Genomic DNA, 24,465 nt, shown 5'->3' on the forward strand with positions numbered 1-24,465 from the left:
CCGTAACTGGTCCCGGGCCACCCCTTTGCCATGCCCCGCGGCGGCTGCCGCCCGCCCCTCCGAGCGGCCTCCGCCGGGCACCTCTCCGGCCCTCGGAGCGGCCTCCGTCCGGCCCGTCTCCGACGCTCGGAGCGGCCCCCGCCGTGACAAGCCGCACACCCGTTTCCCGGCCTACGACCAGGAATAGTGGTGAAGCGGGTGATTCCGGCAGGACCTTCGGAAAGGTCGGCCTCGGGACCTTGGTCCCGGCGCCTGCCGAGGGGGTGGCGGCCCGGTCGCCCATCGGATCCGTGCCCGCCTGACGTGCGAAGAAGCAGTATCAAATACGGACATTTCGGATCGAGTCCGAGGGATGCCTCAGGTCGTCAAGGGGTCAACTTGCCGGTGCGGCGGCTACGACCGTATGTCGTAGATGGGCGGTTTGGGGTGTGATGGGCGATCGGGTTACCAAGGGGAGGCAAGCCCGCCCGGTGCCTGAGTGCCGGGTCCATTGATGCCCGGAGGTTTCTCAATGTCGCAGCGCACCACACCCCGCCAGTCCACGCTCCGTACCCGTGCCGCCGTCCTGGCCGCCGGACTCGGAGTGACGACGGCGCTCGGTGCGGGCGTCGCGTTCGCCGCGAACAGCAGCGGCGACGCCGGCGCCCCCCGAGCGTCGGCCACCGCCGTCGTCGACAAGCAGGCCCAGACCGAGAAGGCGAGCGCCGCCAAGGCCGCCGACAAGGCCAAGGACAAGAAGGCCAAGAAGATCAACCCCACCTGGGCCAAGCCGGTCTCCAAGTACAAGCTGAGCGCCGGCTACGGCCTCGGCGGCGGCATGTGGGCCAGCAAGCACTCCGGCCAGGACTTCGCCGTCGCCGTCGGCACGAACGTGAAGGCCGCCCACGCGGGCACCGTCGTGAAGGCCGGACCCAACGGTGCCGGTGACGGTCCCGCGTACGGCAACGCGATAGTCGTCAAGCACGGCACCGGCCCGAGTGCGAAGTACTCGCAGTACGCGCACCTGTCCAAGGTGAAGGTGCACATCGGCCAGAAGGTCGACAAGGGCCAGAGCATCGCGCTCTCCGGCAACACCGGCAATTCGAGCGGCCCGCACCTGCACTTCGAGATCCGTACGACCCCGAACTACGGCAGTGCGATCAACCCGGTGAGCTTCCTGCGCTCCGCCGACGTCACTCTGTGACCCCCTGAGACCGCACCATCAGATCGGTGGCGACCTCGAGGATGGCTTCCTGCTTCTCCTCGGGGTCGCCTTCGACGTCCTTGAGCGCGAGCATCCCCGCGTGCATCGTGAAGATCGCGGAGAAGCAGCGCACGCGGTCGGCCATGGTGCCGTCGGGCTGCTGGAGCAGCTCCAGCAGCCCGTGCATGCGGCTCTTGAAGGTCTCTCCCACGCTCAGGTCGCGCATCGTCGCCTGGTTCTCCTGCATGAAGCGGAACAGAGGCGCGGCGGCGGCGAGCGAGTCGCTGTAGCGCCGCAGGATCTCCTTCTTCACTTCCAGGGTCGGCGGCTGTGCCGCGCCCCAGGCCATCAGTTCGTCTATCGGCCGGGCCAGGTCCTGGAAGAGGCTGACCACGATGTCTTCCTTGGTCTTGAAGTGGTAGTACAGCGCGGCCTTGGTGACGTCCAGGTGCTCGGCGATCTCGCGCAGCGAGGTCTTCTCGTACCCCTGCTCGGCGAAGAGTGCCAGCGCGACGTCCTGGATGCGCTGGCGGGTGTCGCCCCGACGTGGCTGCGCTGTGCTGCCCATGACTGCTCTCCCGAAAAAAGTACTTACTTGACGACCGGCTAGTGGCAGGTCTACTTTCCCCAGTGTACTTACTTGCCGACCGGCAAGTAAGTGCGGAACCAGGCAACAGACCAGGAAACAGGGGAGTGGGCCATGTCGCTCGACACGGCAGCGGGGCCGGAACAGAAGAAGAAGGCGGAGCCACAACCGCGAAGCGTGCGCGTGGTGCTGCTCGCGCTCATGATCGCGATGCTGCTCGCCATGCTGGACAACATGATCGTCGGCACCGCGATGCCGACCATCGTCGGCGAGCTGGGCGGGCTGGAGCACCTGTCCTGGGTGGTCACCGCCTACACCCTCGCCACCGCCGCGTCGACCCCGATCTGGGGGAAGGTCGGCGACATGTACGGGCGGAAGAAGATCTTCCTGCTCTCCATCGTCATATTCCTGATCGGCTCCGCGCTCAGCGGCATGGCCCAGGACATGGGCCAGCTCATCGGCTTCCGCGCCGTCCAGGGCCTGGGCGCCGGCGGACTCATGGTCGGTGTCATGGCGATCATCGGAGACCTCATCCCGCCCCGGGAGCGCGGCAAGTACCAGGGCATGATGGCGGGCGTGATGGCCCTCGCCATGATCGGCGGACCGCTGGTCGGCGGCACCATCACCGACCACCTCGGCTGGCGCTGGAGCTTCTACATCAACCTGCCGCTCGGCGCCGTCGCCCTCGCGATGATCGTGACCGTGCTGCACCTGCCCGCCGTGGAGCGGACCAAGAACAAGGTCGACTATCTCGGTGCCGCCCTGCTGACGGTCGGCATCACCTCGATCGTGCTCGTCACCACCTGGGGCGGTACGGAGTACGCCTGGAGCTCCGCGGTGATCATGGAGCTGATCGCCATCGGCGTCGTCACCCTCGTCTCGTTCGTGTACGTACAGACCAAGGCCCCCGAGCCGATCCTGCCGCTGCACATCTTCCGCAACCGCAACTTCACCCTCATGCAGGTCATCGGCTTCCTGACCGGCTTCGTCATGTTCGGAGCCGTCCTCTTCCTGCCGCTCTACCAGCAGTCCGTCCAGGGCGCCTCCGCGACCAACTCCGGTCTGCTGCTCCTGCCCCTGCTGCTGTCGATGATGGCCGTCTCGCTCTTCGCGGGCCGGGTCACCACCAACACCGGCAAGTACAAGATCTTCCCCATCGTGGGCAGCGCCCTGATGGTCACCGGACTGTTCCTGCTCGCGCAGATGGACACCGAGACCTCCCGGGTCACCTCCGGCCTCTACATGGCCGTCCTCGGTGCCGGGATGGGCTTCCTGATGCAGATCACCATGCTCGTGGCGCAGAACAGCGCCGAGGCGAAGGACATGGGCGTCGCGTCGTCCTCGACCACCCTCTTCCGCACGCTCGGCAGCTCCTTCGGCGTCGCCATCATGGGCGCGCTGTTCACCAGCAAGGTGGAGGAGGAGATGGCGGCACGCGGCGGTGACGCGGTGACGCAGCAGTCCGCGCAGCTCGACGCGGCGAGTCTGGCCAAGCTGCCGGACGCGGCGCGCGAGGCGTACCAGATAGCCGTGTCCTCCGGCACGCACGTGGCCTTCCTGCTGGCCGGTTCGGTCGCGGTGATCGCCTTCGTCGCGGCGTTCTTCGTCAAGGAGGTCCCGCTGCGGGGCGCCGGTCCCGAGAAGGCCGACGCGCCCGCCTAGAGGGTCCGTGGCCGGTGTGTCGGTGCGCTGTGGACGGCGGAGGCCGTTGTCAGTGGGGCGTGCCAGCATCGAAGACGTGGACAGCAAGCAAGCAGGTCAGCCGCCGCCGCAGGTGCCTCTCACGCACCTGCGGCAGCTGCGGCTCGCCAAGGACGCCATGGATCGCGACTGGGCCGGCCCCCTCGACCTGGAGGCGGTGGCCGCCCACGCCGGGTATTCGCGCTATCACTTCGTGCGGGCGTTCAAGGCGGTGTACGGGCAGACACCCGGCCGCTATCTGTCCCGCAGACGCATAGAGCGCGCCGAGGAGCTGCTGCGCTCGGCGAATCTCACCGTCACCGAGATCTGCGTTCTCGTCGGCTTCAGCAGCCTCGGCACCTTCTCGAAGCGCTTCAAGGAACAGACCGGCATGACCCCGAGCGCCTACCGCGCCAAGCACGCGGGCCGCGGGGCCGCGCTCATACCAGGGTGCTTCGCGATGCTGTGGGCCGGTGGCTTCCCGCCCCGGAGCGGCGGCGCGACCGCCCCCGACCCGCCAGGTGAGGACCGCAATTCTGGAGAAGCCCGCTGACGGCGCCCGTGTCTACGGTGGAAGCGCAAGCACGGGCCCCACGAGTGGGCCGCGTACGGCACATCTCTCCGAGGAGCACGTCATGATCAAGGGTCTCGCGATCTCCACCGTCTGGGTGCTCGACCAGGAACGGGCGAAGGAGTTCTACGTCGACAAGCTGGGCCTCGAGGTCCGCACGGACATGACGCTGGGCGAGGGCGGCATGCGCTGGCTGACGGTCGGTGCCAAGGCCCAGCCCGACGTGGTGCTGACCCTGATGCTGCCGGGCGGGCCCGCGGCGGACGAGGAGTCCGCGGCCGCGATCAGGACGCTCGTCAGCAAGGGCATGCTCGGCGCGGGCGTGCTCGCCACCGACGACATCCACGGGGACTACGAGAAGCTGAAGGCCAAGGGCGTGGAGTTCCTCCAGGAGCCGCAGGAGCGCCCGTACGGCACGGAGGCGATCTTCCGCGACGACTCGGGCAACTGGTTCTCGTTCACCCAGACCAAGGAGGGTGACCTCGACCTGGAGAAGGAATGGTCGTCCTGACCCCTGCCGGGACGGTCGGCCGTCGTTCCCGCCGGTCCTGTCGTCGGTCCCCCGTCAGTCCGGGAACGTGATCATCGGGAAGCTGCCGGTCGTCGTCGGGGCGTGCTCGGGCAGCCACAGGACCGCGATCGCGCCGCCCGTCTCGTCCGGGCCGGGCGTCAGACTCTCCGGCGCCGCGTTGCGGAAGGTCAGCCGCGCCCCCAGGACACGCGCCTGACCGGCGGCGATGGTCAGCCCGAGACCGTGACCGTGCCCCGCCCGGTCGCTCGCGCCCGTACGGAAGCGGCTCGGCCCGTCGCGCAGCAGCGCGTCGGGGAAGCCCGGACCGTGGTCGCGTACGCGCACCACCCGGCCCTCGACGGTCACCTCCACCGGGGTGCCGCCGTGCTTGGCCGCGTTGGCCAGGAGATTGCCCAGGATGCGCTCCAGGCGGCGCGGATCGGTGCTCACCCACGAGTCGTGCACGACATGGATCCGTACATCGGGATCGAGCAGTGCCACCCGTCGGCTGACGAACTCGCCGAGCGCGACCTCCTGCAGCTCGGCCCGTTCCGACGCGCTGTCGAGCCTGGCGACTTCGAGGACGTCCTCGACCAGCGTCCGCATGGCCTGCGCCCGGTCCCTCACCAGTTCGGTGGGGCGGCCGGGCGGCAGCAGCTCGGCCGCCGTCAGCAGGCCCGTCACCGGCGTACGCAGCTCGTGGGCGATGTCCGCGGTGACCCGGCGTTCCGCCTCGATGCGTTCGTTCAGCGCGTCCGTCAGCGCGTCGACCGCGCGGGCCAGCTCGTCGGTCTCGTCCCGTACGACTCCGCCGACCGCCTCCCGTACCCGCACGTCCGTATTGCCCTGCGCGACCTTGCCCGCGGCCGCCGCCGCCTTGCGCAGCCGGCGCGAGAGCTGTCCGCCGATCAGCACACCCAGCGCACAGCCGCCGACGACGACACAGACCGAGCCGATCAGCAGCGCCCGGTCGAGATCCTTCATGATCGCCGCGGAGCGGTCGGCGAACTTGCTGCTCAGGGAGAGCACACCGCTCTCCACCGGTACGGCCGCCCAGACGTCGGGCGTGCCGTCCGCCGAGTCACGCACGAAGGTGGCGCGCCTGCCCTCCTGCACCTTCTTCCGCAGGTCGTCGGGGAGCGCGGGGTCGTTCAGCTTCGTACCGAACTTCAGCTCGTGCGTGGAGTCGTACATGCGCTGCGCGAACAGCAGCCGCTCCAACTGCACCTCGCGGGCGTTGTCCAGCATCGAGAGCTGAGCCGCGTTGTGCACGACAAGGCTCAGCGCCATCGCGGTGAGAGCGCCGACCGCGGCGATCGCGATGCTGATCTTCCACCGGACGCCGGTGCGCAGGGCGAACCGTTTCATGCCTTGAGTTTGTAGCCGAAGCCGCGGACCGTCTCGATCCGGTCCTGTCCGATCTTCGCGCGCAGCCGCTGCACATGGACGTCCACCACTCGCGTGTCACCGCCCCAGCCGTAGTCCCAGACGCGTTCGAGCAGCTTGTCACGGGACAGGACGGTGCCGGGCGCGGCCGAGAACTCGATCAGCAGCCGCATCTCGGTCGGCGTCAGCGCCACCGGCTCACCCCCTTTGCGTACCTCCATGCCCTCCGTGTCGATCTCCAGATCGCCGAAGGACCGCGCGCCGGGCTCCTCGGCCTCCGGTCCGCCGCGCTCCCCGGCGGGCCCGCCCGCGTGCCCGAAGCGGCGCAGTACGGCGCGGATCCGCGCGACCAGCACCGCGCCGTCGAAGGGCTTGGTCACGTAGTCGTCGGCCCCCGCCTCCAGGCCCAGCACCACGTCGATCGAGTCGGCGCGCGCCGACAGCATGATCACGGGGACGGTCGACTCGTCCCTGATACGGCGGCAGAGACTCACTCCGTCGAGGCCCGGCACCATCACGTCGAGCAGCGCGATGTCCGGCCGGTCTGCCCGGAACGCCTCCAGTCCCGAGAGGCCGTCCGGCATGGCCGTCACCACGAAGCCGTCGCGCTCCAGCGCGAGTTGGGTGGCCTCGCGGATGACGTCGTCGTCCTCGACGAACAGGACATGGGTCTCCACCATCCGGCAGCTCTCAGCTCTCTCGGTCAGTTCTCGCTCGGCATGGACGGCGCGGGGGCGTCCACGGGGCCGTTGCCGACCGCTCCGCTGTAGTTGTTGCGCACCCGGTAGCGCTCGGTGAACTTCGTGTCGGCCCAGGTGTAGGTCACGACGTCCTCGCCGGACGGATACTCCACGGGGTCGCCCTTCGCGTACACCTGGCGGGTCACCACCAGCTCACCACGGTCGATGGTGGCGTACACGGCGGGCTCCTCGGCGACGAAGACGTTCTCGTACCGGTGGTCCTGGTCCGACTCGCGGTAGACGTACGTCCCAAGACCCACGGCGTCGTCGCACGTCATCACGTTGACCACCACGTCCGGCGCGGCGGCGCCCGTCAGATTCCCGTACGAGGTGTCCACCGGGTAGGCGTCCTCGGAACACGGCTTGAGGTCGGCCTTGACCTGCCCGCTCACCTTGGGGTCCCGCCGGAGCAGGGCCACCGGGTCGATGTCACGGGCAGGCAGGGCCGACGCCTCGGAGGTCGGCGGCGAGACGGGCTCGGCGGTGGCGACGACGGCGGCGCCCTCGTCCCTGGTACCGGTCGTGCTCGTGGAGCAGCCGATGGCGAACAGGGCGAAAGCGAGGAGCGCGGCCAGCGCCACACCGCCGGTGGCGGTCGTCGCCGACAGGGTCACCCGCTTCCGGACCCGGCCGGGCACGGTGCTGTCGTCGGCCGGCGACGCGCCGGCCGACGGCCGGTCCGTGGCAGGTCCGTCGCTGACCCAGCCGTCCATGGCCGGTCCGTCGGTGACGGCCGGCCCGGACGCCGACGTGTCGTTCGTGCTCCGGGCCGCCGGTGTCCGACGGCCGGTCCTTCTCGGGGCAGGCGTGCTGTCTCCGTCGCGCTTCAGGCCGCGCACCGCTCCTGCCCCCGTTCGTCGCGACGATAACCGGCACGCTCCGGAGCGTGGGCGCGCGGTGTGCGGGGCTCGGACCGCCGGCTACCCGGCACCCGGCGCTCCGCGTCGCGGCGCCTCAGCTCCCGGGCCTCCAGCTCCTCGCGGAGTTTGGCGAGCGCCCGGTGCAGCGTGCTCTTCACCGTACCGGTAGACATGCCGAGCGCCGCCGCCGTCTCCTCCGTACTCATCTGCTCCCAGTGCCGCAGTACGACGACGCTGCGCTGCTTCGGCGCCAGGACCCCGAGGATGTCGATGAGCAGGGCGCGGGTGGCGCGCTGCTCGGCGCCGTCCTCGACGCAGGGCTCGGGCAGCTGCTCGGTCGGTACCTCTTCGAGCTTGCGCGCACGCCACCACTCCGTACGGGTGTTGATCATGACGCGGCGCAGATAGGCGTCGGCGAGCGACTTGTCGGCGATGCCGTCCCAGCGGCCGTATGTACGGGCCAGGGCGGTCTGGAGCAGGTCCTGGGCGTCGACGGGGTCGGGGACCAGCCGCCGGGCACTCCGCAGCAGAGCCTCCTGCCGGGTGCGTACGTACTCCTCGAATTCGAGCACCTCGCCGTGCGCCATGCCAACCGCCTCCCACCCCGTGAACTGCACCGTGTACCGCGTTGCTGTGGTCTTCGCCTACGTCTCAGAAATTACGGAGGCGTTGTCACGAGGCCGTGCGCGTCAGCCCTCGGCGGGCGCACGGACATCCATCGGTTGTGTAACGGCGGGGACGGAACGGACGAACGGCCGGCCCGGAGGGGCCGGCCGACAAGGGGCGGGTGGTGCGGCTGATGCGGGCCGTACGGGGCGTACGGGCCAAGTCGCACGAGGTCGGATCGGGCGGGTGCCGTCAGGTCAGCGGCAGCCGGTACAGGTCGTCGGCCATCGGCTCCACCAGCCCGTCGGCCACCAGCCCGTCCAGTGCCCGCGCCCGCTGCACCGGTTCCTCCCACACGGCGTCGAGCACCGCGAGCGGTACCGGCGCCACCGCCTCGCGCAGTACGGCGAGCAGCTTGCCCCGCACCTGGCGGTCCGTGCCCGCGTACGTCTGGCCGCGCCGGGCCGGACCCTGGTGCGCCGGTTTGCCGGCCAGTCGCCAGGCGCACTTCGAGGCGATCGGGCAGCGCGCGCAGTCCTCGTTCTTCGAGGTGCACACGAGCGCGCCGAGTTCCATGGAGGCGGCGGCCCAGCGGGCCGCCGTCGGCTCGTCCACGGGCAGCAGCGCGCGGGCCAGTTTGCGTTCGGCGGCCGTCGTCGCGTTCGGCGGGTACTGGATGCCGGCGGCGGCGCGTGCGAAGACCCGGCGCACGTTCGTGTCGAGGACGGCGTGCCGTTGTCCGTACGCGAACGAGGCCACGGCCGCCGCCGTGTACTCGCCGATGCCGGGCAGCGCGAGCAACTGGCCGTGCTCGCGCGGTACGTCGCCGCCGAACCGCTCCGTTATCGCCAGGGCCGCCCCGTGCAGCCGTAGCGCTCGGCGCGGATAGCCGAGTCTGCCCCAGGCGCGTACCGCTTCGCCGGGTGCCTCGGCGGCCAGGTCGGCCGGGCGCGGCCAGCGCGCGAGCCACTGTTCGTACACCGGGAGGACCCGGGCGACCGGGGTCTGCTGGAGCATGAACTCGCTGACCATCACACCCCAGGCGCCCGTGTCGGGGCGGCGCCAGGGCAGGTCGCGGGCGTGCGCGTCGAACCACGCGATGACGGGGTCGTGGAGGGCGGCCGGGTCGGTAGCCGGCGCCGTAGTCGCAGAAGTCGCAGTCATGGCAGCACCGATCCTGGCACGTTCCGGGGTGGGGGTGGTGCAGCCGGCCGCTGTGCGCCGGGCGTCGCAGGGGGGTGCCGGGGGCGTGAAGGGGGCGCGTTGGGAGCCGTACACGGCCGGCCGAGGCGAATCGCGTGTGGGTCGCGCGCCGATCGCGCTCGCTCAGAGGCGCGAGCTGTGGCGGCGCTTCTCCCGGCGGAGGCGGCGGGACTCCGCGACGCGGGCGGAGAGCGACCCGTTCCCCGCTCCGTTCCCCGGCTGCGAGGCGGGTCCTGCGCCGTGCACCGCTCCGTGGACCGACCCGTGGACCGCTCCGTGTACGGATTCGTGGATCGGCCCCGCGCCCATCGGACCCGTGCCCGCCGGCTGCGGGAAGCTCGGCTGCGGGGAGGCCGGTCCCCGGCCCGCGAACCAGACCACCACGCCCGTACGGCTCGTCCGCATCGTGTCGATCAGCGCCCGCGCGGGTCGCGTCAGCGCCAGGACGACGAGCGTCGCGACGAGCCCGCCGAGCAGCAGCCCGACCGCCACGTCGTGCGGATAGTGCACGCCGACGAAGACCCGTGAGAAGGCCGCGAAGAGCGCCAGCGGGATCGTCAGGAACGCGATCGCCCGCCAGGCGATGGCGAGCGCGACCGCCGCCGCGGCGGCGATGGTCGAGTGGTTGCTGGGGAACGACCAGTCGCCGACCGGCGGGCAGGTCGCCAGCGACGCGGCCGCGCCCGCGACCGCGCGGCACGGCCGCTCCTCCTGCACGGCGCTCTTGAACAGCTCGCTGCCCACGTACGCGACGGCGGTCGCCAGTGGCCCAACTACCGCCACAGCCATGGCGCGTGAGTCCGCGGACCGGGTCCGCCACCAGCTGACGAGGAACAGAAACCCGAGGATCACGATCACGGCCTCCGTCCCTATCTCGACGAAGTGCCGCACCCAGGAAGGGGACTGGGCGGCGAGATCAGTAATGTCGCGGTAAAGGCCGCTGGTGACGGAGGGGTCCATGGAAACGGACCGTACCTTCCTCGCTCCGCCTCACGCACCTCGCCATCGGCGGCCGAACCCCTGACGAAAGTGGCAAGTGGGGTCACACAGGTGGCCGTAGCGTGATGATGATCCGTAAAACTTGCGAGACGAGCGGCATGTGGGGCGGGAGTTGGTCCTGAACTCTCGTAGAGTTGCGCCGTGGGATCTATGCGCAATCCGGTCGGGCCGCTTCCCTCCTCCATCTACTGGCGACGGAGGGCAGTAGCGGCGACTCTGATCGCGCTGCTCGCGTTGCTCGTCGTATGGGTCGTCACATCCGGTGGTGACAGCGGCGGAAAGAAGCGCGACGACGGCGCGAACGGTGACGCGCCCGCCCCCTCGATCACTCCCGGACCGTCCGGTTCCGGACCCGCGATCAGTGAACAGCCCGGTGGGCGCGACGAGTCGGGCGGGACCGGCGGGAGCGGCGGCGGCGACCAGGGCGGTACGGACGCGGGCGCCGACGGCGGCGGCAGTGGTGACACCGGCAGCGGTGGTACGGGCGGTTCGGCGGGCTCGGGCGGCTCCGCAGGTTCCGGCGGTGCGGCGAACGGCGGCGGTGACGGCGCGGGCGGCAGCAGTACGGGCGAGCAGGTGCCGGTCGGATCGAGCCTCCCCAACTGCGCTGCGAACGCCCTGACGTTGAAGCTGGAGAGCCGGAAGGTCGCCTACGAGCCCGGCGAGAAGCCCTCGTTCAAGATCGTGGCCACCAACGGGTCGAGCAAGGACTGCAAGGCGGACCTCGGGCCGAAGTCCGTGGTGCTGACCGTCACCGACGCCGAGAGCGACGAGATCTGGTCCTCGAAGGACTGCCCCAAGATCAGCCGGCTGCTGCTGAAGGTGCCCGCGGGCGGGACGGTCACGCGGACCATCACCTGGGACCTCACGCAGAGCGCCCCGCAGTGCGCCACACCGCCGCCCGGCAAGGCCAAGCCCGGCACCTATCTGGTGGAGGCGGCGGCGCCCGGCGCGACGGTGAAGCAGGGCCAGACGTCGATCCGCCTGGACAAGGACTGAGAGCAAGACGCTTTACGTACGGAGGAGGGCCGCACCAACCGTCGTCGCGGTGGTGCGGCCCTCCTCCGTACCTAAGCCCCGGCCCGGACCTCAGACGTACCGCTCCAGGATGGACGACTCCGCCAGCCGCGACAGGCCCTCGCGCACGCTGCGCGCCCGTGCCTCGCCCACCCCGTCCACCGTCTGGAGATCGTCGACGCTCGCCGCCAGCAGCTTCTGCAGCCCGCCGAAGTGCTCGACCAGCCGCTCGATGATGGCGCCAGGCAGCCGCGGCACCTTGGCCAGCAGCCGGTAGCCGCGCGGCGAGACCGCCGAGTCCAGCGTCTCGGGCGAGCCGCTGTAGCCCAACGCGCGGGCCACGACGGGCAGTTCCAGCAGCTCGGTGTGGGAGAGCGCGTCCAGCTCGGTCATCGCCTCGGCGACCGTACGGGACCGCTTCGCGGTCGGCTCGGGCACATAGTCCCGTACGACCAGCTCGCGCTCGGGCTCGACGCCCGCGATCAACTCGTCGAGCTGGAGGGAGAGAAGCCGCCCGTCGGTGCCCAACTCGACCACGTACTCGGCGATTTCCGTGGCGATCCTGCGCACCATCTCCAGGCGCTGCGAGACCGCCGTGACGTCCCGGACCGTCACCAGGTCCTCGATCTCCAGCGCGGAGAGCGTGCCGGCGACCTCGTCCAGCCGGAGCTTGTAGCGCTCCAGGGTCGCCAGCGCCTGGTTGGCCCGCGACAGGATCGCCGCCGACTCCTCCAGGACCCGGCGCTCCCCGTCCACGTACAGCGCGATCAGACGCATCGACTGCGACACGGAGATGACGGGGAACCCGCACTGCTTGGAGACGCGGTCCGCCGTGCGGTGGCGGGTGCCGGTCTCCTCGGTCGGGATGGAGGCGTCGGGGACGAGCTGGACGCCGGCCCGCAGAATTTTGGTGATGTCTTTGTCGAGAATCAGCGCGCCGTCGAGCTTGCACAGCTCGCGGAGCCTCGTGGCGGTGAACTCCACGTCCAGCACGAAGCCGCCCGTGCACATCGTCTCGACGGTTTTGTCCATGCCGAGGACGATGAGACCGCCGGTGTTCCCCCGGAGGATCCGCTCCAGGCCGTCACGCAACGCCATGCCGGGCGCCACGGCGCTCAGCGAGGCGCGCATCAGCGCTTCGGTGCGGGATCCACTGGAGCCACCACCGGACTTTCCGGGTGCTGCTGCCCGGTCGTTGGCTGCCACTGCACTCCTCCGGCTCGTACGGATGGGCGAGACCAGGGCAAAGTCTACCGGCGGTCCTTGCCGTCCCGTGGGGCCTCCGCGCGACCTCGGCGCGGAAGCACGCTCAGAGCGGCCCCCATGTCGGCGACTTCTGTGACCTTCATACCGGCCGGGATCTTTCCCGGGTCGGTCGGGACGAGGGCGTGTGTGAAGCCCAGCCGGTGCGCCTCGGCCAGTCTGCGCTGGACGCCCGTGACCCGTCTGACCTCGCCCGCGAGGCCCACCTCGCCGATCGCGACCAGGTTCGTCGGCAGCGGGGTGTCGCTCGCCGCCGAGGCCAGGGCGAGGGCGATCGCCAGGTCGGCGGCCGGCTCCGAGAGCTTCACACCGCCGACCGTCGCGCTGTAGATGTCGCGCTTGCCGAGCGCGCTGATCCGGCCGCGCTGTTCGAGAACGGCCAGCATCATCGAGACGCGGGAGGTCTCCAGGCCCGATGTGGTGCGCCGGGGGGAGGGGATCTGCGAGTCGACCGTCAGCGCCTGCACCTCGGCGACGAGGGGGCGGCGGCCTTCGAGCGTGACGGTGAGACAGGTGCCGGGGACCGGCTCGTCCCGGCGGGTGAGGAAGAGACCGGAGGGGTCGGCGAGGCCGGTGATGCCCTCGTCGTGCAGCTCGAAGCAGCCGACCTCGTCCGTCGTGCCGTACCTGTTCTTGACGCCCCGCACGAGCCGCAGCCGCGCGTGCCGGTCGCCCTCGAAGGACAGCACGACGTCCACCAGATGCTCCAGCAGCCGGGGGCCCGCGATCGCGCCGTCCTTGGTGACATGGCCGACGAGCAGGGTGGACATGCCCCGCTCCTTGGAGACCCGGATGAGCGCGCCCGCGACCTCCCGGACCTGGGCCATACCGCCCGGCGCGCCGTCGATCTCCGGCGACGCCACCGTCTGTACGGAGTCCATGATCAGCAGCGACGGCTTGACCGCGTCGAGATGCCCGAGGACGGCGGAGAGGTCCGTCTCGGCCGCGAGATAGAGATTGTCGTCGATGGCCTTGATGCGGTCCGCGCGCAGCCGCACCTGGCTCGCCGACTCCTCGCCCGTCACATACAGCGTCCGGTGCTCGGGGCTTGCCGCCTTCGCCGCGACGTCCAGGAGCAGTGTGGACTTGCCGACGCCCGGCTCACCGGCCACCAGCACGACGGCTCCCGGCACCAGACCGCCGCCGAGGACCCGGTCCAGCTCGTCCACGCCCGTCGAACGCGCCGTCGCCGTCCGGCCGTCGATCTGGCCGATCGGGAGGGCCGGGGTGCTGACCCGTCCCACCGCCGTCGTCCGTACGGCGGGCGCGCCGTACTCCTCGACGGTGCCCCAGGCTTGGCACTCGGGGCAGCGGCCGAGCCACTTGACGGTCGTCCAACCGCACTCGGTGCAGCGGTAGGACGGCCGGTCCTTGGCGGATTTCGTACGGGCGACAGCCATGGCGCCACCGTATAGGCGACCACTGACACTCCTTACCGCGGCGGCCACTTCGCGGGTGGCCGCGTGCGGATGGCGGGCGAGGCACGGCCGTAGCGGTCGTTTCACCCGTAATGATGAAAAGTAGGCAAGCGCGGGGAGAGTCGTGCGCTCCCCTGTCTACCGTCGCCGGGTGACGAGCAGCAGACTGGAGTCCCCCGCCTACACCACCGGCGCACACCGTGCGCCCCGTCGCACGCCCCGAGCGGAGCCGGACCGGCCGCCCGTACGGTACGAGCCGTATCTGGACGGGCTGTTCACCTACTGCCTCTCCGTGCTGTGCGACCACGACGCGGCGACCGAGGTGCTCGGCGAGGTCCTGGCCATCTCCGAGCGCCAGCACGGGCGTTGCCCGGCGGGCGCGGCCGAGCGCAGGGCCTGGCTGTACGCGCTCGCCCGATGGGCCTGTCTGCGCCGGCTCGGCGAGCGGCGCGGCAGCCGCCCGGGGGCGCACACCGGCCGTCGCGAGCCGGGGGATCCAGGGACCGACACGCGGGCCGATGTCCCGCCGGAGGTCGCCGCGCGCCGGCGGCGTGAACTCGCCGTGCTGGCCTGGCCCGAGGCCGCCGGTACGACCCCCGAGCAGCGCGAAGCGCTCGAACTGGCCGTACGCCACCGGCTCGGCGCGCGCGACGTCGCCGCCGTCCTGTCCATGGAGGCGCTGCCGGCCCGCGAACTTCTCAACTCCGCCGCCTGCGAGGTCGAACGCACCAGGGCCGCGCTCGCCGTCGTGGAGACGGGCAACTGCCCCGCCGTCGCGCAGCTCACCGGCGACGACCAGGTGCTGCTCTCGTCCGCGCTCCGGCGTGAACTGGTCCGGCACGTGGACGACTGCCCGCGCTGCCGCCGCGCCGCCGAGCGCGCCGAGGCCGCGGGCCCCTGGCCCGGCTCGGCCGCCTCCGCGCGCGCCGCCCGGCCCACCTCGTCCGGCGCGCCCTCCTGGGCCGCGTCACCCGCCGTCCTGCCCCTCGTCGAGGCACCCCGGGCGGCGGCGTACGGCGCCATGACGAACACCCCGCGCTCCCGTGCCACCACCCCGCGCTTCGGCCGCGACGGCTTCCCGATGGACCCCAAGGACCGCGCCGCCCGCCGTGAGCGGCTGCGCGCGCGGGCCGTCACGACCACCGTCGTGGCGACCGTCGTCGCCGCGCCCGTGCTCGCCCTCTGGGCGGCCTACCGGGGCGCGCCGCCGACCGGCGAGGGCCACGGCGGGACATCGGTCAGCGCCGGCGACGCCGAACGGCGCGGCGCGCAGGGCGCCGACCCGTACGACAACTACGAGAACGCGGGCAACGCCGAGAACGGGCCCGGCGACCCCTTCGCCAACGGCAGCCGCGAACCGGACGTCTCGGTCGAGGTCATCAGCGACGGCACGGACACCCCGCCCGGCGCGCCCGGCGCGGGCTCGGGACGGCTCGCCGTCACGGCGGAGTCGACCGGCGACCGTACGAGGATCACGCTCACCGCGACCGGCGACGAGGCCGTCGCGTGGTCGGCCTGGACCACCGCGTCCTGGCTGCGGCTGAGCCGTACGTCCGGCACGCTCGCCCCCGGCAGGTCCGTCACCGTCCACGTCCACGTGGACCACTCGCGCGAGCCGTCCGGTCCGTGGCGCGCCCGTATCGGGCTGACCCCGACGGGCTCGGTGGTCGCGATCAGCGGTTACGGTTCCAGGCCGCCGTCCTCGTCGGACCCGGGGCCCGGCCGGCCCACGCACCCGACCCGCCCGCCGTCCTCCCCGCCGCCCGGCACGGGCGGACCAGGACCGAGCGACCCGGGTGGCCCCGGTGGACCGACCGATCCGGGGCCGGCCGACCCCACCGATCCGCCGCCCGGCACGGGCGAGCCGACGGACCCGACCGGCCCGCCGCCCTCCTCGGGCGACCCGACCGGTCCGCCGAGCGACCCCGGGGGCTCCGGCGGCCCGGACACGCCGCCCGCGTCGCCGTGAGCGGTCGGGAGGCCGAAGCGGTTCAGGAAGCGGGCGGGGCTCAGGAAGCCGGCGAGGCCGCGGGCGCCGGGGGCGGATCCGCCGGGTGCGGAGCGAGGAGCGGCAGCGCGCTCGCCAGCCGTACCTCGCACAGCTCGACCAGCGCGTCGTACCCCGCCTTGCCCATCAGCTCGGTCAACTCGGGCCCGTACGTCTTGTACACCGGCTCGCCCGCGCCGTGCGCAGATGTCGCCGACGTGCACCACCAGTGCAGGTCGTGCCCGCCGGGGCCCCAGCCCCGCCGGTCGTACTCGCCGATCGTCACCTGGAGCACCCGCGACTCGTCGGGCCGCTCGATCCAGTCGTACGTACGCCGGACCGGCAGCTGCCAGCAGACGTCGGGCTTCGTCTCCAGCGGCTCGCGGTCCTCCCGCAGCGCCAGGATGTGGAGCGCGCAGCCCGCGCCGCCGGAGAAGCCCGGCCGGTTCTGGAAGATGCAGGAGCCGTCCCAGCGGCGCGTCTTGCGGGCGCCCTCGTCGTCCGTCTCCACCCAGCCGCTGTCCGCCCCCACGTCGTGGAACTGCCACACCTCCGGCGTGAGGCGTTTCACGTGCCCGGCGACCCGCTTCTCGTCGTCCTTGTCGGAGAAGTGCGCCCCGAGCGTGCAGCAGCCGTCGTCCGCGCGGCCCGCCTCGATGCCCTGGCAGCCGCTGCCGAAGATGCAGGTCCAGCGCGAGGTGAGCCAGGTCAGATCGCAGCGGAAGATCTGTTCGTCGTCCGCCGGATCAGGGAATTCCACCCAGGACCGCGCGAAGTCCAGCCCCTTCTCGTCGGGCGGGACCTGCTCGTGCTGCTTCTTGGCGGCGCGGCTGGCTTTGCCCGGCTTCGCCTTGTTCGTCTTTGGCACGGCTCCAGCGTATGCGTGTCTCCGCAGTAGCGTTCGCCCATGAGACTCGGAGTTCTCGACGTCGGTTCGAACACCGTCCATCTGCTGGCGGTCGACGCCCATCGCGGCGCGCGGCCGCTGCCCGCCCATTCCCACAAGACCGAGCTGAGGCTCGCCGAACTGCTCGACGAGGACGGCGCGATCGGGCCCGAGGGCGTGGAGCGGCTGGTGGCGACGATCGCCGAGGCGCTCGTGGCCGCCGAGGACAAGGGCTGCGAGGCGGTGCTGTCGTTCGCCACGTCCGCCGTGCGCGAGGCGAGCAACGCCGATCACGTACTCGCCAGGGTCAAGGAGGAGATGGACGTTGACCTCCAGGTCCTCACCGGCGACGAGGAGGCGCGGCTGACCTTCCTCGCGGCCCGCCGCTGGTTCGGTTGGTCGGCGGGAAAACTGCTGGTCCTGGACATCGGCGGCGGCTCGCTGGAGATCGCCTACGGCATCGACGAGGAACCGGACGCCGTGGTGTCGCTGCCCCTGGGCGCCGGCCGCCTCACGGCGGGCTGGCTGCCGGACGACCCGCCCGACCCTCAGGCCGTACGGGCGCTGCGCCGCCATGTGCGGGCCCAGATCGCCCGTAACGTCGGCGAGTTCACCCGCTTCGGCGAGCCGGACCATGTCGTGGCCACCTCGAAGACCTTCCGGCAACTGGCGCGGATCGCCGGGGCGGCCCGCTCCGCCGAGGGACTTTATGTACAGCGGGACCTCAGCCGTAAATCCCTGGAGGAGTGGGTTCCCAAGCTGACGAGGATGACCTCCGCACGGCGTGCCGAACTGCCCGGAGTGTCGGAGGGGCGGGCGCCCCAGCTGCTGGCCGGCGCGCTGGTCGCGGAGGCGGTGATGGATCTGTTCGGTGTGGAGGAGCTGGAGATCTGCCCGTGGGCGCTGCGGGAGGGCGTGATCCTGCGGCGGCTGGACCAACTGCCGACGACGGAGGTCTGACCGCCGAACGCCGACCGATGGCGCCGATCTCCAACCACCGACCGCTGTGCGACCGCTCGCCTTCTCAGGAGAGGCGGCGAGCGGTCCGGCCCGCCGCCTCCCGAGGAGGCTCGCGGACAAGCACAGCCGTTGCACTCGTCACTTTCCGCTCCGGTGCCCGCGATGCCGCCCGCCGGTGCCCGTACCCTGTGTCCGTGGCAGAACCAGTGGTGCGCATCCCGGATGCGAAGGTCGCCCTGTCGACGGCCTCCGTCTATCCGGAGTCCACGGCGACGGCCTTCGAGATCGCCGGGCGCCTGGGGTACGACGGCGTGGAAGTCATGGTCTGGACGGATCCCGTCAGCCAGGACATCGAGGCACTGCGCCGCCTCTCGGACTATCACCGGGTGCCGATCCTCGCCATCCACGCGCCATGTCTGCTGATCACGCAGCGCGTCTGGTCGACCGACCCGTGGACCAAGCTCCAGCGGGCGCGGGCGGCAGCCGAGCGGCTGGGCGCCTCCACCGTCGTCGTACACCCGCCGTTCCGCTGGCAGCGCCAGTACGCGCGCGACTTCGTCACCGGCATCTGGCGGATGGCCGACGAGACGGACGTGCGCTTCGCCGTTGAGAACATGTACCCGTGGCGCTACCGGGACCGTGAGGTGCTCGCGTACGCCCCCGACTGGGACGTGACGAAGGACGACTACCGTCACTTCACCGTCGACCTGTCGCACACAGCTACCGCCCGTTCCGACGCGATGTCCATGGTCGAGCGCATGGGCGACCGGCTCGGACACATCCATCTCGCCGACGGCAACGGCTCGGCCAAGGACGAACACCTGGTGCCGGGGCGCGGCAACCAGCCCTGCGCCGAACTGCTCGAACGGCTGGCGGGCACCTCCTTCGACGGGCATGTCGTCATCGAGGTCAACACCCGGCGCGCGATGTCGTCCGCCGAACGGGAGGCCGACCTGGCGGAGGCACTGGCCTTCACCCGGCTGCATCTGGCGTCGGCGACCGCCTCGGCCTCGGCGGGATCGGCCGCGGGCTCGTCGGCGGGATCCGCTTCCGGAACGGCCTCGGCATCGGCGTCCGGATCGGCCTCCGGTTCCGCCTCCGCCGAGACCCGGCCCCCGCAGCCCCGCGTGTCCCACGGCCGCCCCCGGATCCGCCGCCCATGACCGACGCGGCCCCCCGCCGCCGCGGCCGCCCCGCCCGCTCGGACGCGGACACCGGCCCCGGCGCTCGCGAGCGGATCCTGGAAGCGGCCCGTACGGAGTTCGCCGAGCGCGGTTACGACAAGACGTCCGTACGGGGCATCGCGAAGGCGGCCGGGGTGGACCCGGCCCTCGTGCACCACTACTTCGGTACGAAGGACGAGGTCTTCGGCGCGGCCATCGAGGTCTCCTTCGAACCGGCCCTGGTCGTCCCCGCTCTGCTGACCGGCGGTACGGACGGCATCGGCGAGCGGCTGGCGCGCTACTTCATCAGCGTCTGGGAGGACCCGGTGTCCCGGGCCCCGCTGCTCGCGATCGTCCGTTCCGCCCTGACGAACGACGCCGCGGCGGCCCTGCTGCGCAAGTTCGTGCTGCGGCGGCTGCTGGAGCGGATCGCGGTGGAACTGGACGTACCGGACCCCACCCTCCGCGCCGAGCTGGCCGCCTCGCACATGGTCGGGATCGCGCTCCTGCGGTATGTGATCAAGGCGGAGCCGCTGGCCTCCGTGGACACCGAGGAGATCGTGCGGCTGGTCTCCCCGACGCTCCAGCGCTATCTGACCGAGAGCTGAGCCCGGCGTCCCGCATTTCGGACAGACCGTCCAGATCTTGGAGCGGTGGGCGTAGGCTCGGAAAAGTCATTCCCACCGAAGGATCTGCCGAAGGAGCGAGCGACGATGCCCGAGCTGAGGTCCCGCACTGTCACCCACGGCCGCAACATGGCGGGCGCACGCGCCCTTATGCGGGCGTCGGGCGTAGCGAGCGAGGACATCGGCAAGCCGATCGTCGCCGTGGCCAACTCCTTCACGGAGTTCGTCCCCGGGCACACCCACCTCGCGCCCGTCGGCCGGATCGTCTCCGAGGCGATCAAGGCCGCCGGAGCCGTCCCGCGTGAGTTCAACACCATCGCCGTCGACGACGGCATCGCGATGGGCCACGGAGGCATGCTCTACAGCCTGCCGTCCCGCGATCTGATCGCCGACTCCGTCGAGTACATGGTCGAGGCGCACTGCGCGGACGCGCTGATCTGCATCTCCAACTGCGACAAGATCACGCCGGGCATGCTGATGGCCGCGATGCGCCTCAACATCCCCACGGTCTTCGTCTCCGGCGGTCCGATGGAGGCCGGCAAGGCCACCCTGGTCGACGGCACGGTCCGCAAGCTGGACCTGATCAACGCGATGTCGGACGCCGTGAACGAGTCCGTCTCGGACGAGGACATGCTCCGTATCGAGGAGAACGCCTGCCCGACCTGCGGCTCCTGTTCCGGCATGTTCACCGCCAACTCGATGAACTGCCTCGCGGAGGCCATCGGTCTCGCCCTGCCCGGCAACGGCTCGGTCCTGGCCACGCACACCGCGCGCAAGGCGCTGTACGAGAACGCGGGCGCCACGGTCGTCGACATCACCAAGCGCTACTACGAAGGCGGCGACGAGACCGTCCTGCCGCGCAACATCGCCACCCGCGCGGCCTTCGACAACGCCATGGCGCTCGACATCGCCATGGGCGGCTCCACGAACACGATCCTGCACCTCCTCGCCGCCGCCCAGGAGGCCGGTCTCGCCTACGGCCTGGACGAGATCGACGCCGTCTCGCGGCGCGTCCCGTGCCTGTCGAAGGTCGCGCCGAACGTGGCGCCCGGCGGCACGTACTACATGGAGGACATCCACCGGGCCGGCGGCATCCCCGCCATCCTGGGCGAGCTGTACCGCGGCGGCCTCCTCAACGAGGACGTGCACTCGGTGCACTCCGACTCGCTCGACGAGTGGCTCAAGACCTGGGACGTGCGCGGCGGTTCACCCTCCGAGGAGGCCGTGGAGCTGTGGCACGCGGCGCCCGGCTGCAAGCGCTCGGCGACCGCGTTCTCCCAGTCCGAGCGGTGGGACACGCTCGACCTGGACGCCGAGGGCGGCTGCATCCGCTCGCTGGAGCACGCGTACTCGAAGGACGGCGGGCTCGCCGTGCTGAAGGGCAACCTGGCCGTCGACGGCTGCGTGGTGAAGACCGCGGGCGTGGACGAGTCGATCTGGACCTTCGAAGGCCCGGCCGTCGTCTGCGAGTCGCAGGAGGACGCCGTCGAGAAGATCCTCAGCAAGCAGATCAAGGAAGGCGACGTGGTCGTCATCCGTTACGAGGGTCCGCGCGGCGGCCCCGGCATGCAGGAGATGCTCTACCCCACGTCGTATCTGAAGGGCCTCGGCCTGGGCAAGGCATGCGCCCTGGTCACCGACGGCCGCTTCTCCGGCGGTACGTCGGGCCTGTCGATCGGCCACGCCTCGCCCGAGGCGGCGTCCGGCGGGACGATCGCGCTGGTGCGCGACGGCGACCGCGTCCGGATCGACATCCCGGGGCGCTCGATCGAACTGCTCGTCGGGGACGACGAGTTGGCGGTCCGGCGGGACGCGCTGAACGGTGTGTACGAGCCGGTCTCGCGCGAGCGCAAGGTCTCCGTGGCGCTGCGCGCGTACGCGGCGATGGCGACGAGCGCCGACAAGGGCGCGGTCAGGGACGTCTCCCTGCTGGGCTGACGACCGGGCCGGAGAGCGGACCGGGCCGGCGAGCTGGGCCGACCAGCTGGGCCGGTGAGTTGGGCTTCGAGCGTCCCCCCGGCACCAGGTGCGCGTCACCAGGTGTCGGGGTTCTCGCTGTCCACGGCGAAGACGGACCCGTCGGGCGCGCCGGCGTAGATCCGGCCGGGCGCGGTCGCGGGGACGGGCAGTGCCGACATGGTGGCGAGCTTGCCCGACAGCAGACGCGGTCTCGTACGGCCGATCAGCGTGCCGTCCGTCGTGTCGACCGTGATCAACTGCCCGTCGGCGGCGGAGAAGTAGAGCCGGCCGCCGGCCGTCACGACGGGACCGGACGCGCGGGCGACATCGGTCTCCAGCCGCCAGCGGGGCTTCGCGTTCTTCTCCGTACGGGTGGTGTCGACGGCCAGCAGGGTCCCGCCCCGCACCAGCAGGTACGCCGTGTCGTCGCGCGCGGCCACCTGCGCCCCGGACACGAGGTAGGGCAACGGGGCACGCCGTACGTCCCCGCTCGCGGGGTCGTAGCGCACGACCGCGTCCGTCATCGAGTCCAGATCGAGCGACGTGAGGAACAGCGCGCCGCGATCGGTGGCCACCGGCTCCAGGTTTCCGTCGAGCCGCCGCTGCCAGGCGAGTTCGCCCGTCTTCGGGTCCACCGCGCTGACCAGCGTGGTGCCGCCGTCGTCGGAGGACTCGGAGGCGTAGATATGGCCGGTCCGGGGGCTGTGCAGACCGAGGACGGGGTTGGTGTGTCCGGGCAGCGGATGCTCCCAACGCCTCTTGCCCGTCGCGCCGTTGAGCGCCTCCACCCGTCCGTCGGGCTTCACGACCAGGACGGTGTCACCGGCGTGGTGGACGCCGCCCTGATTGCCGGTGACGTCCGTGCTCCAGGCCGGGGTGCCGTCGTCCCTCTCGTACGTCTGCAGCCGTGCGGTCCTCGCGGTGGTCAGGACGGTGTGCACGAGACCGCCGGAGACGACGGGGGCGGACGTGGTCTCGGCGCCCGAGCCGTGCGACCAGATCACGCGCCCGTCGGCCGGGTCGAGCCGGGCGGCGGCGACGCCGCGTGTGGCGCAGAGCAGTGTCGCCGGGACGCCGGAGGCGCCCGGGGTGTACGAACACGCCGGCGCGGTGCCCCGCTCGGTGGTATCGCCGATGTCCTGGGCCAGCCACGGCTTGAAAGCCGCGTCGGTGGTCCCCGCCGCACCGGAGCCCCGGGTGCCGGGCGAGGGCGCTCGCGTATCGCCGAATCCCTGGGCGGCCCAGAGCCCGCCGTACACGAGCACCACGACGCCGACGGCCAGCGCGGACCACTTGGCCCGCCGGCGTCGGTCGCCCGCCGTCCTCGGCTCCGCCGCCCCGGACCCCGCTCCCGCCTTCGTGTCCCCCTTGGTCTCCCGTTTCGTCTCCCGCTTCGTGTTCTGGCGGGACGCGGGTCGTGAAGCCGACGTGTGCTCCGGCGCGCGCCCGGACGGCGACTGCGCCCCCACGTGGGTGCGCTGCCCCTCTCCCGGCAGCACCAAGGGCCGCTCCACGGAGCGCCGTTGAGCCGGTATGAAGGCGTCCGCCTCGTACGACGGCGGCCGCAGCTCCGACATGATCTCGTCCGGCGTGGGTCTCTTCCCGGGTTCCTTGGCGAGGCACCGCCCGACCAGCGGCGCCAGATCGGCGGGCAGCCCGACCAGATCCGCCTCGTCGTGGACCACCTGGTAGGCGACGATGTACGGGCTGTCCGAGTCGAACGGTCCACGCCCCGTCGCCGCGTGCACCAGCAGCGAACCCAGCGCGAACACGTCGGCCGCGGGCCCCACTTCACGCGGGCGCTGGAACTGCTCGGGCGCCATGTACGGCGGCGAGCCGATCAACTTCCCCGTCTCGGTGCGCAGATCGCTGTCGACCGGCCGCGAGATGCCGAAGTCGATGACCCTGGGGCCGTTGTCCGTCAGGAGTACGTTGCCGGGCTTGAGGTCGCGGTGGACGACACCGGCCCGGTGGATGTCCCGCAGCGCCTCGGCGAGCCCCGCCGTCAGTCGGCGCAACTCGGCAGGGGACATGGGCCCGTTGCTCTTGACCTGCTCGGCCAGGGTCGGACCCGGGATGTACGAGGTCGCCATCCAGGGCCGCTCCGCATCCGGGTCCGCGTCGACGACGGGCGCGGTGAACGCCCCGCTGACGCGGCGCGCGGCGGCGACCTCCTGACGGAAGCGGGCCCGGAACTCCGGGTCGGCCGCGTACTGCTGATGCACCACCTTGACGGCGAGGCGCAGCCCCGACGCGGAGCGCGCGAGATGCACCACGCCCATGCCACCGGAGCCGAGGCAGGCCTCAAGGCGGTAACTCCCGGCGTATTCCATGTGTGAGTCCCCCGTGTCGCTTCAGCGAGCGCGACTCACGGAGCCTAGTCGATGGTGCGGCTGTGGCTGAAGAGTGTTGCTAGCCTGCGCGTCGCGGAGAGTGAACATTCAACAAGATCAGCAAGGGGGAGGGCAGCGATGGCTGTTGAAGAGGTTGGAGAGGTCACGGAAGTGGCCACGGATGTGGTCACGGAAGCGGGTACGTCGACCGTCCTGGACGCCGAGATCGAAACACTGGCCGCGGCGGATGTCCTGTATCCGATCGCGCCGGGCTACCGCGTGAACGTGCGCTCGGGTCCGGGCACGAACTACACGCTGGTCCGCACCCTGCCGTACAACGCCAGGGTGCGGATCAACTGCCAGAAGCCGGGCCAGTCGGTGTCCGGGCCGTACGGCACGTCGAATCTCTGGGACAACATCGCCAACGGGCAGTTCGTCTCGGACGCGTATGTGAAGACGGGCAGCGACGGGTACGTCGCCCCGCGCTGCGCCTGAGCCGAGGCCCGGTTCCGGGCGCCGGACCACCGG

22 protein-coding genes are annotated in these 24,465 nt (G+C 71.4%); 11 read left to right on the forward strand and 11 right to left on the reverse strand.

Features of this window, described 5'->3' with window-relative positions; all coding sequences use genetic code 11:
* The first annotated feature begins 511 nt into the window (after window positions 1-511).
* A complete protein-coding gene (locus tag ACFUN8_RS29110) occupies window positions 512-1,183 on the forward strand; it encodes a M23 family metallopeptidase (protein WP_383643819.1) in 672 nt (223 codons plus the stop codon).
* Here ACFUN8_RS29110 and ACFUN8_RS29115 read toward each other — a convergent pair.
* Window positions 1,173-1,751: a TetR/AcrR family transcriptional regulator gene (locus ACFUN8_RS29115; RefSeq protein ID WP_383643821.1), complete on the reverse strand. Its 579-nt coding sequence runs from the start codon at window positions 1,749-1,751 to the stop codon at window positions 1,173-1,175. The two genes, ACFUN8_RS29110 and ACFUN8_RS29115, sit on opposite strands and share 11 nt — an antisense overlap.
* A gap of 132 nt (window positions 1,752-1,883) precedes the next feature.
* Between ACFUN8_RS29115 and ACFUN8_RS29120 the strand changes: the two genes are divergently transcribed.
* The 3 genes from ACFUN8_RS29120 to ACFUN8_RS29130 all read left to right on the forward strand — a co-directional run bounded on the left by ACFUN8_RS29120 (window position 1,884) and on the right by ACFUN8_RS29130 (window position 4,531).
* Window positions 1,884-3,431 carry an MDR family MFS transporter gene (locus ACFUN8_RS29120; protein WP_383643824.1) on the forward strand — a complete coding sequence of 516 codons (1,548 nt, stop codon included), beginning with the start codon at window positions 1,884-1,886 and terminating at the stop codon, window positions 3,429-3,431.
* A gap of 157 nt (window positions 3,432-3,588) precedes the next feature.
* Complete coding sequence (locus tag ACFUN8_RS29125) at window positions 3,589-4,002, forward strand: helix-turn-helix transcriptional regulator (RefSeq protein ID WP_383643879.1); 414 nt, start codon at window positions 3,589-3,591, stop codon at window positions 4,000-4,002.
* Window positions 4,003-4,084: 82 nt separating this feature from the next.
* Window positions 4,085-4,531, forward strand: a complete 447-nt coding sequence (locus ACFUN8_RS29130) for a VOC family protein (RefSeq protein ID WP_383643827.1) — start codon at window positions 4,085-4,087, stop codon at window positions 4,529-4,531.
* A gap of 54 nt (window positions 4,532-4,585) precedes the next feature.
* On the opposite strand, the gene cseC is transcribed toward ACFUN8_RS29130, so the two are convergent.
* The 6 genes from cseC to ACFUN8_RS29160 form a co-directional block, all read right to left on the reverse strand.
* Complete coding sequence (gene cseC, locus ACFUN8_RS29135; RefSeq protein ID WP_383643830.1) at window positions 4,586-5,899, reverse strand: two-component system sensor histidine kinase CseC; 1,314 nt, start codon at window positions 5,897-5,899, stop codon at window positions 4,586-4,588.
* Window positions 5,896-6,597 carry a two-component system response regulator CseB gene (gene cseB / locus ACFUN8_RS29140; RefSeq protein ID WP_383643833.1) on the reverse strand — a complete coding sequence of 234 codons (702 nt, stop codon included), beginning with the start codon at window positions 6,595-6,597 and terminating at the stop codon, window positions 5,896-5,898. The genes cseC and cseB overlap by 4 nt, the downstream gene beginning before the upstream one ends.
* A 23-nt stretch (window positions 6,598-6,620) precedes the next feature.
* A complete protein-coding gene (locus ACFUN8_RS29145; protein WP_383643836.1) occupies window positions 6,621-7,370 on the reverse strand; it encodes a hypothetical protein in 750 nt (249 codons plus the stop codon).
* Between the two features lie 113 nt (window positions 7,371-7,483).
* Window positions 7,484-8,104, reverse strand: a complete 621-nt coding sequence (locus tag ACFUN8_RS29150; RefSeq protein WP_383643839.1) for a SigE family RNA polymerase sigma factor — start codon at window positions 8,102-8,104, stop codon at window positions 7,484-7,486.
* Between the two features lie 271 nt (window positions 8,105-8,375).
* Entirely contained in the window at window positions 8,376-9,287 is a 912-nt protein-coding gene (locus tag ACFUN8_RS29155) for an A/G-specific adenine glycosylase (RefSeq protein ID WP_383643842.1), read from the reverse strand.
* 162 nt (window positions 9,288-9,449) lie between these two features.
* Window positions 9,450-10,286: a phosphatase PAP2 family protein gene (locus tag ACFUN8_RS29160; protein WP_383643845.1), complete on the reverse strand. Its 837-nt coding sequence runs from the start codon at window positions 10,284-10,286 to the stop codon at window positions 9,450-9,452.
* Between the two features lie 180 nt (window positions 10,287-10,466).
* On the opposite strand from ACFUN8_RS29160, the gene ACFUN8_RS29165 reads away from it, so the two are divergent.
* Window positions 10,467-11,324, forward strand: coding sequence for a hypothetical protein (locus tag ACFUN8_RS29165; protein ID WP_383643848.1), 858 nt, complete (start codon window positions 10,467-10,469; stop codon window positions 11,322-11,324).
* 90 nt (window positions 11,325-11,414) lie between these two features.
* Here ACFUN8_RS29165 and disA read toward each other — a convergent pair whose 3' ends face one another.
* Window positions 11,415-12,548: a DNA integrity scanning diadenylate cyclase DisA gene (disA, locus tag ACFUN8_RS29170; protein ID WP_382572074.1), complete on the reverse strand. Its 1,134-nt coding sequence runs from the start codon at window positions 12,546-12,548 to the stop codon at window positions 11,415-11,417.
* 44 nt (window positions 12,549-12,592) lie between these two features.
* Window positions 12,593-14,005 carry a DNA repair protein RadA gene (gene radA / locus ACFUN8_RS29175; RefSeq protein WP_383643852.1) on the reverse strand — a complete coding sequence of 471 codons (1,413 nt, stop codon included), beginning with the start codon at window positions 14,003-14,005 and terminating at the stop codon, window positions 12,593-12,595.
* Window positions 14,006-14,174: 169 nt separating this feature from the next.
* Between radA and ACFUN8_RS29180 the strand changes: the two genes are divergently transcribed.
* Window positions 14,175-15,992, forward strand: a complete 1,818-nt coding sequence (locus tag ACFUN8_RS29180) for a hypothetical protein (RefSeq protein WP_383643855.1) — start codon at window positions 14,175-14,177, stop codon at window positions 15,990-15,992.
* Window positions 15,993-16,032: 40 nt separating this feature from the next.
* Here ACFUN8_RS29180 and ACFUN8_RS29185 read toward each other — a convergent pair whose 3' ends face one another.
* Window positions 16,033-16,878, reverse strand: coding sequence for a hypothetical protein (locus ACFUN8_RS29185; RefSeq protein WP_383643858.1), 846 nt, complete (start codon window positions 16,876-16,878; stop codon window positions 16,033-16,035).
* A 39-nt stretch (window positions 16,879-16,917) separates the two neighbouring features.
* Here ACFUN8_RS29185 and ACFUN8_RS29190 point away from each other — a divergent pair, with 39 nt between their 5' ends.
* From ACFUN8_RS29190 to ilvD, 4 genes are all read left to right on the forward strand, one after another.
* Window positions 16,918-17,856 carry a Ppx/GppA family phosphatase gene (locus tag ACFUN8_RS29190; protein ID WP_383643861.1) on the forward strand — a complete coding sequence of 313 codons (939 nt, stop codon included), beginning with the start codon at window positions 16,918-16,920 and terminating at the stop codon, window positions 17,854-17,856.
* Between the two features lie 194 nt (window positions 17,857-18,050).
* Window positions 18,051-19,019 (forward strand): sugar phosphate isomerase/epimerase family protein, encoded by a 969-nt coding sequence (locus tag ACFUN8_RS29195; RefSeq protein WP_383643864.1) that lies wholly within the window; start codon window positions 18,051-18,053, stop codon window positions 19,017-19,019.
* The gene (locus ACFUN8_RS29200) at window positions 19,016-19,627 is read left to right on the forward strand and encodes a TetR family transcriptional regulator (protein ID WP_383643867.1); all 612 of its coding nucleotides are present in this window, start codon (window positions 19,016-19,018) and stop codon (window positions 19,625-19,627) included. The genes ACFUN8_RS29195 and ACFUN8_RS29200 overlap by 4 nt, the downstream gene beginning before the upstream one ends.
* 105 nt (window positions 19,628-19,732) lie before the next feature.
* Window positions 19,733-21,583 carry a dihydroxy-acid dehydratase gene (gene ilvD, locus ACFUN8_RS29205; RefSeq protein WP_383643870.1) on the forward strand — a complete coding sequence of 617 codons (1,851 nt, stop codon included), beginning with the start codon at window positions 19,733-19,735 and terminating at the stop codon, window positions 21,581-21,583.
* A gap of 95 nt (window positions 21,584-21,678) precedes the next feature.
* On the opposite strand, the gene ACFUN8_RS29210 is transcribed toward ilvD, so the two are convergent.
* A complete protein-coding gene (locus tag ACFUN8_RS29210; RefSeq protein ID WP_383643873.1) occupies window positions 21,679-23,937 on the reverse strand; it encodes a PQQ-binding-like beta-propeller repeat protein in 2,259 nt (752 codons plus the stop codon).
* A gap of 138 nt (window positions 23,938-24,075) precedes the next feature.
* Here ACFUN8_RS29210 and ACFUN8_RS29215 point away from each other — a divergent pair, with 138 nt between their 5' ends.
* Entirely contained in the window at window positions 24,076-24,432 is a 357-nt protein-coding gene (locus ACFUN8_RS29215) for an SH3 domain-containing protein (RefSeq protein WP_383643876.1), read from the forward strand.
* Window positions 24,433-24,465 lie beyond the last annotated feature (33 nt).

The sequence above is a fragment of the Streptomyces sp. NPDC057307 genome (assembly GCF_042667665.1).
Taxonomy (GTDB): Bacteria; Actinomycetota; Actinomycetes; order Streptomycetales; family Streptomycetaceae; genus Streptomyces.

Coding starts and splice junctions, on each gene's coding strand:
- ACFUN8_RS29110 (WP_383643819.1), top strand. CDS start 512: ATGTCGCAGCGCACCACACCCCGCCAGTCCACGCTCCGTACCCGTGCC.
- ACFUN8_RS29115 (WP_383643821.1), bottom strand. CDS start 1,751: ATGGGCAGCACAGCGCAGCCACGTCGGGGCGACACCCGCCAGCGCATC.
- ACFUN8_RS29120 (WP_383643824.1), top strand. CDS start 1,884: ATGTCGCTCGACACGGCAGCGGGGCCGGAACAGAAGAAGAAGGCGGAG.
- ACFUN8_RS29125 (WP_383643879.1), top strand. CDS start 3,589: ATGGATCGCGACTGGGCCGGCCCCCTCGACCTGGAGGCGGTGGCCGCC.
- ACFUN8_RS29130 (WP_383643827.1), top strand. CDS start 4,085: ATGATCAAGGGTCTCGCGATCTCCACCGTCTGGGTGCTCGACCAGGAA.
- cseC (WP_383643830.1), bottom strand. CDS start 5,899: ATGAAACGGTTCGCCCTGCGCACCGGCGTCCGGTGGAAGATCAGCATC.
- cseB (WP_383643833.1), bottom strand. CDS start 6,597: ATGGTGGAGACCCATGTCCTGTTCGTCGAGGACGACGACGTCATCCGC.
- ACFUN8_RS29145 (WP_383643836.1), bottom strand. CDS start 7,370: ATGGACGGCTGGGTCAGCGACGGACCTGCCACGGACCGGCCGTCGGCC.
- ACFUN8_RS29150 (WP_383643839.1), bottom strand. CDS start 8,104: ATGGCGCACGGCGAGGTGCTCGAATTCGAGGAGTACGTACGCACCCGG.
- ACFUN8_RS29155 (WP_383643842.1), bottom strand. CDS start 9,287: ATGACTGCGACTTCTGCGACTACGGCGCCGGCTACCGACCCGGCCGCC.
- ACFUN8_RS29160 (WP_383643845.1), bottom strand. CDS start 10,286: ATGGACCCCTCCGTCACCAGCGGCCTTTACCGCGACATTACTGATCTC.
- radA (WP_383643852.1), bottom strand. CDS start 14,005: ATGGCTGTCGCCCGTACGAAATCCGCCAAGGACCGGCCGTCCTACCGC.
- ACFUN8_RS29190 (WP_383643861.1), top strand. CDS start 16,918: ATGAGACTCGGAGTTCTCGACGTCGGTTCGAACACCGTCCATCTGCTG.
- ACFUN8_RS29200 (WP_383643867.1), top strand. CDS start 19,016: ATGACCGACGCGGCCCCCCGCCGCCGCGGCCGCCCCGCCCGCTCGGAC.
- ilvD (WP_383643870.1), top strand. CDS start 19,733: ATGCCCGAGCTGAGGTCCCGCACTGTCACCCACGGCCGCAACATGGCG.
- ACFUN8_RS29210 (WP_383643873.1), bottom strand. CDS start 23,937: ATGGAATACGCCGGGAGTTACCGCCTTGAGGCCTGCCTCGGCTCCGGT.
- ACFUN8_RS29215 (WP_383643876.1), top strand. CDS start 24,076: ATGGCTGTTGAAGAGGTTGGAGAGGTCACGGAAGTGGCCACGGATGTG.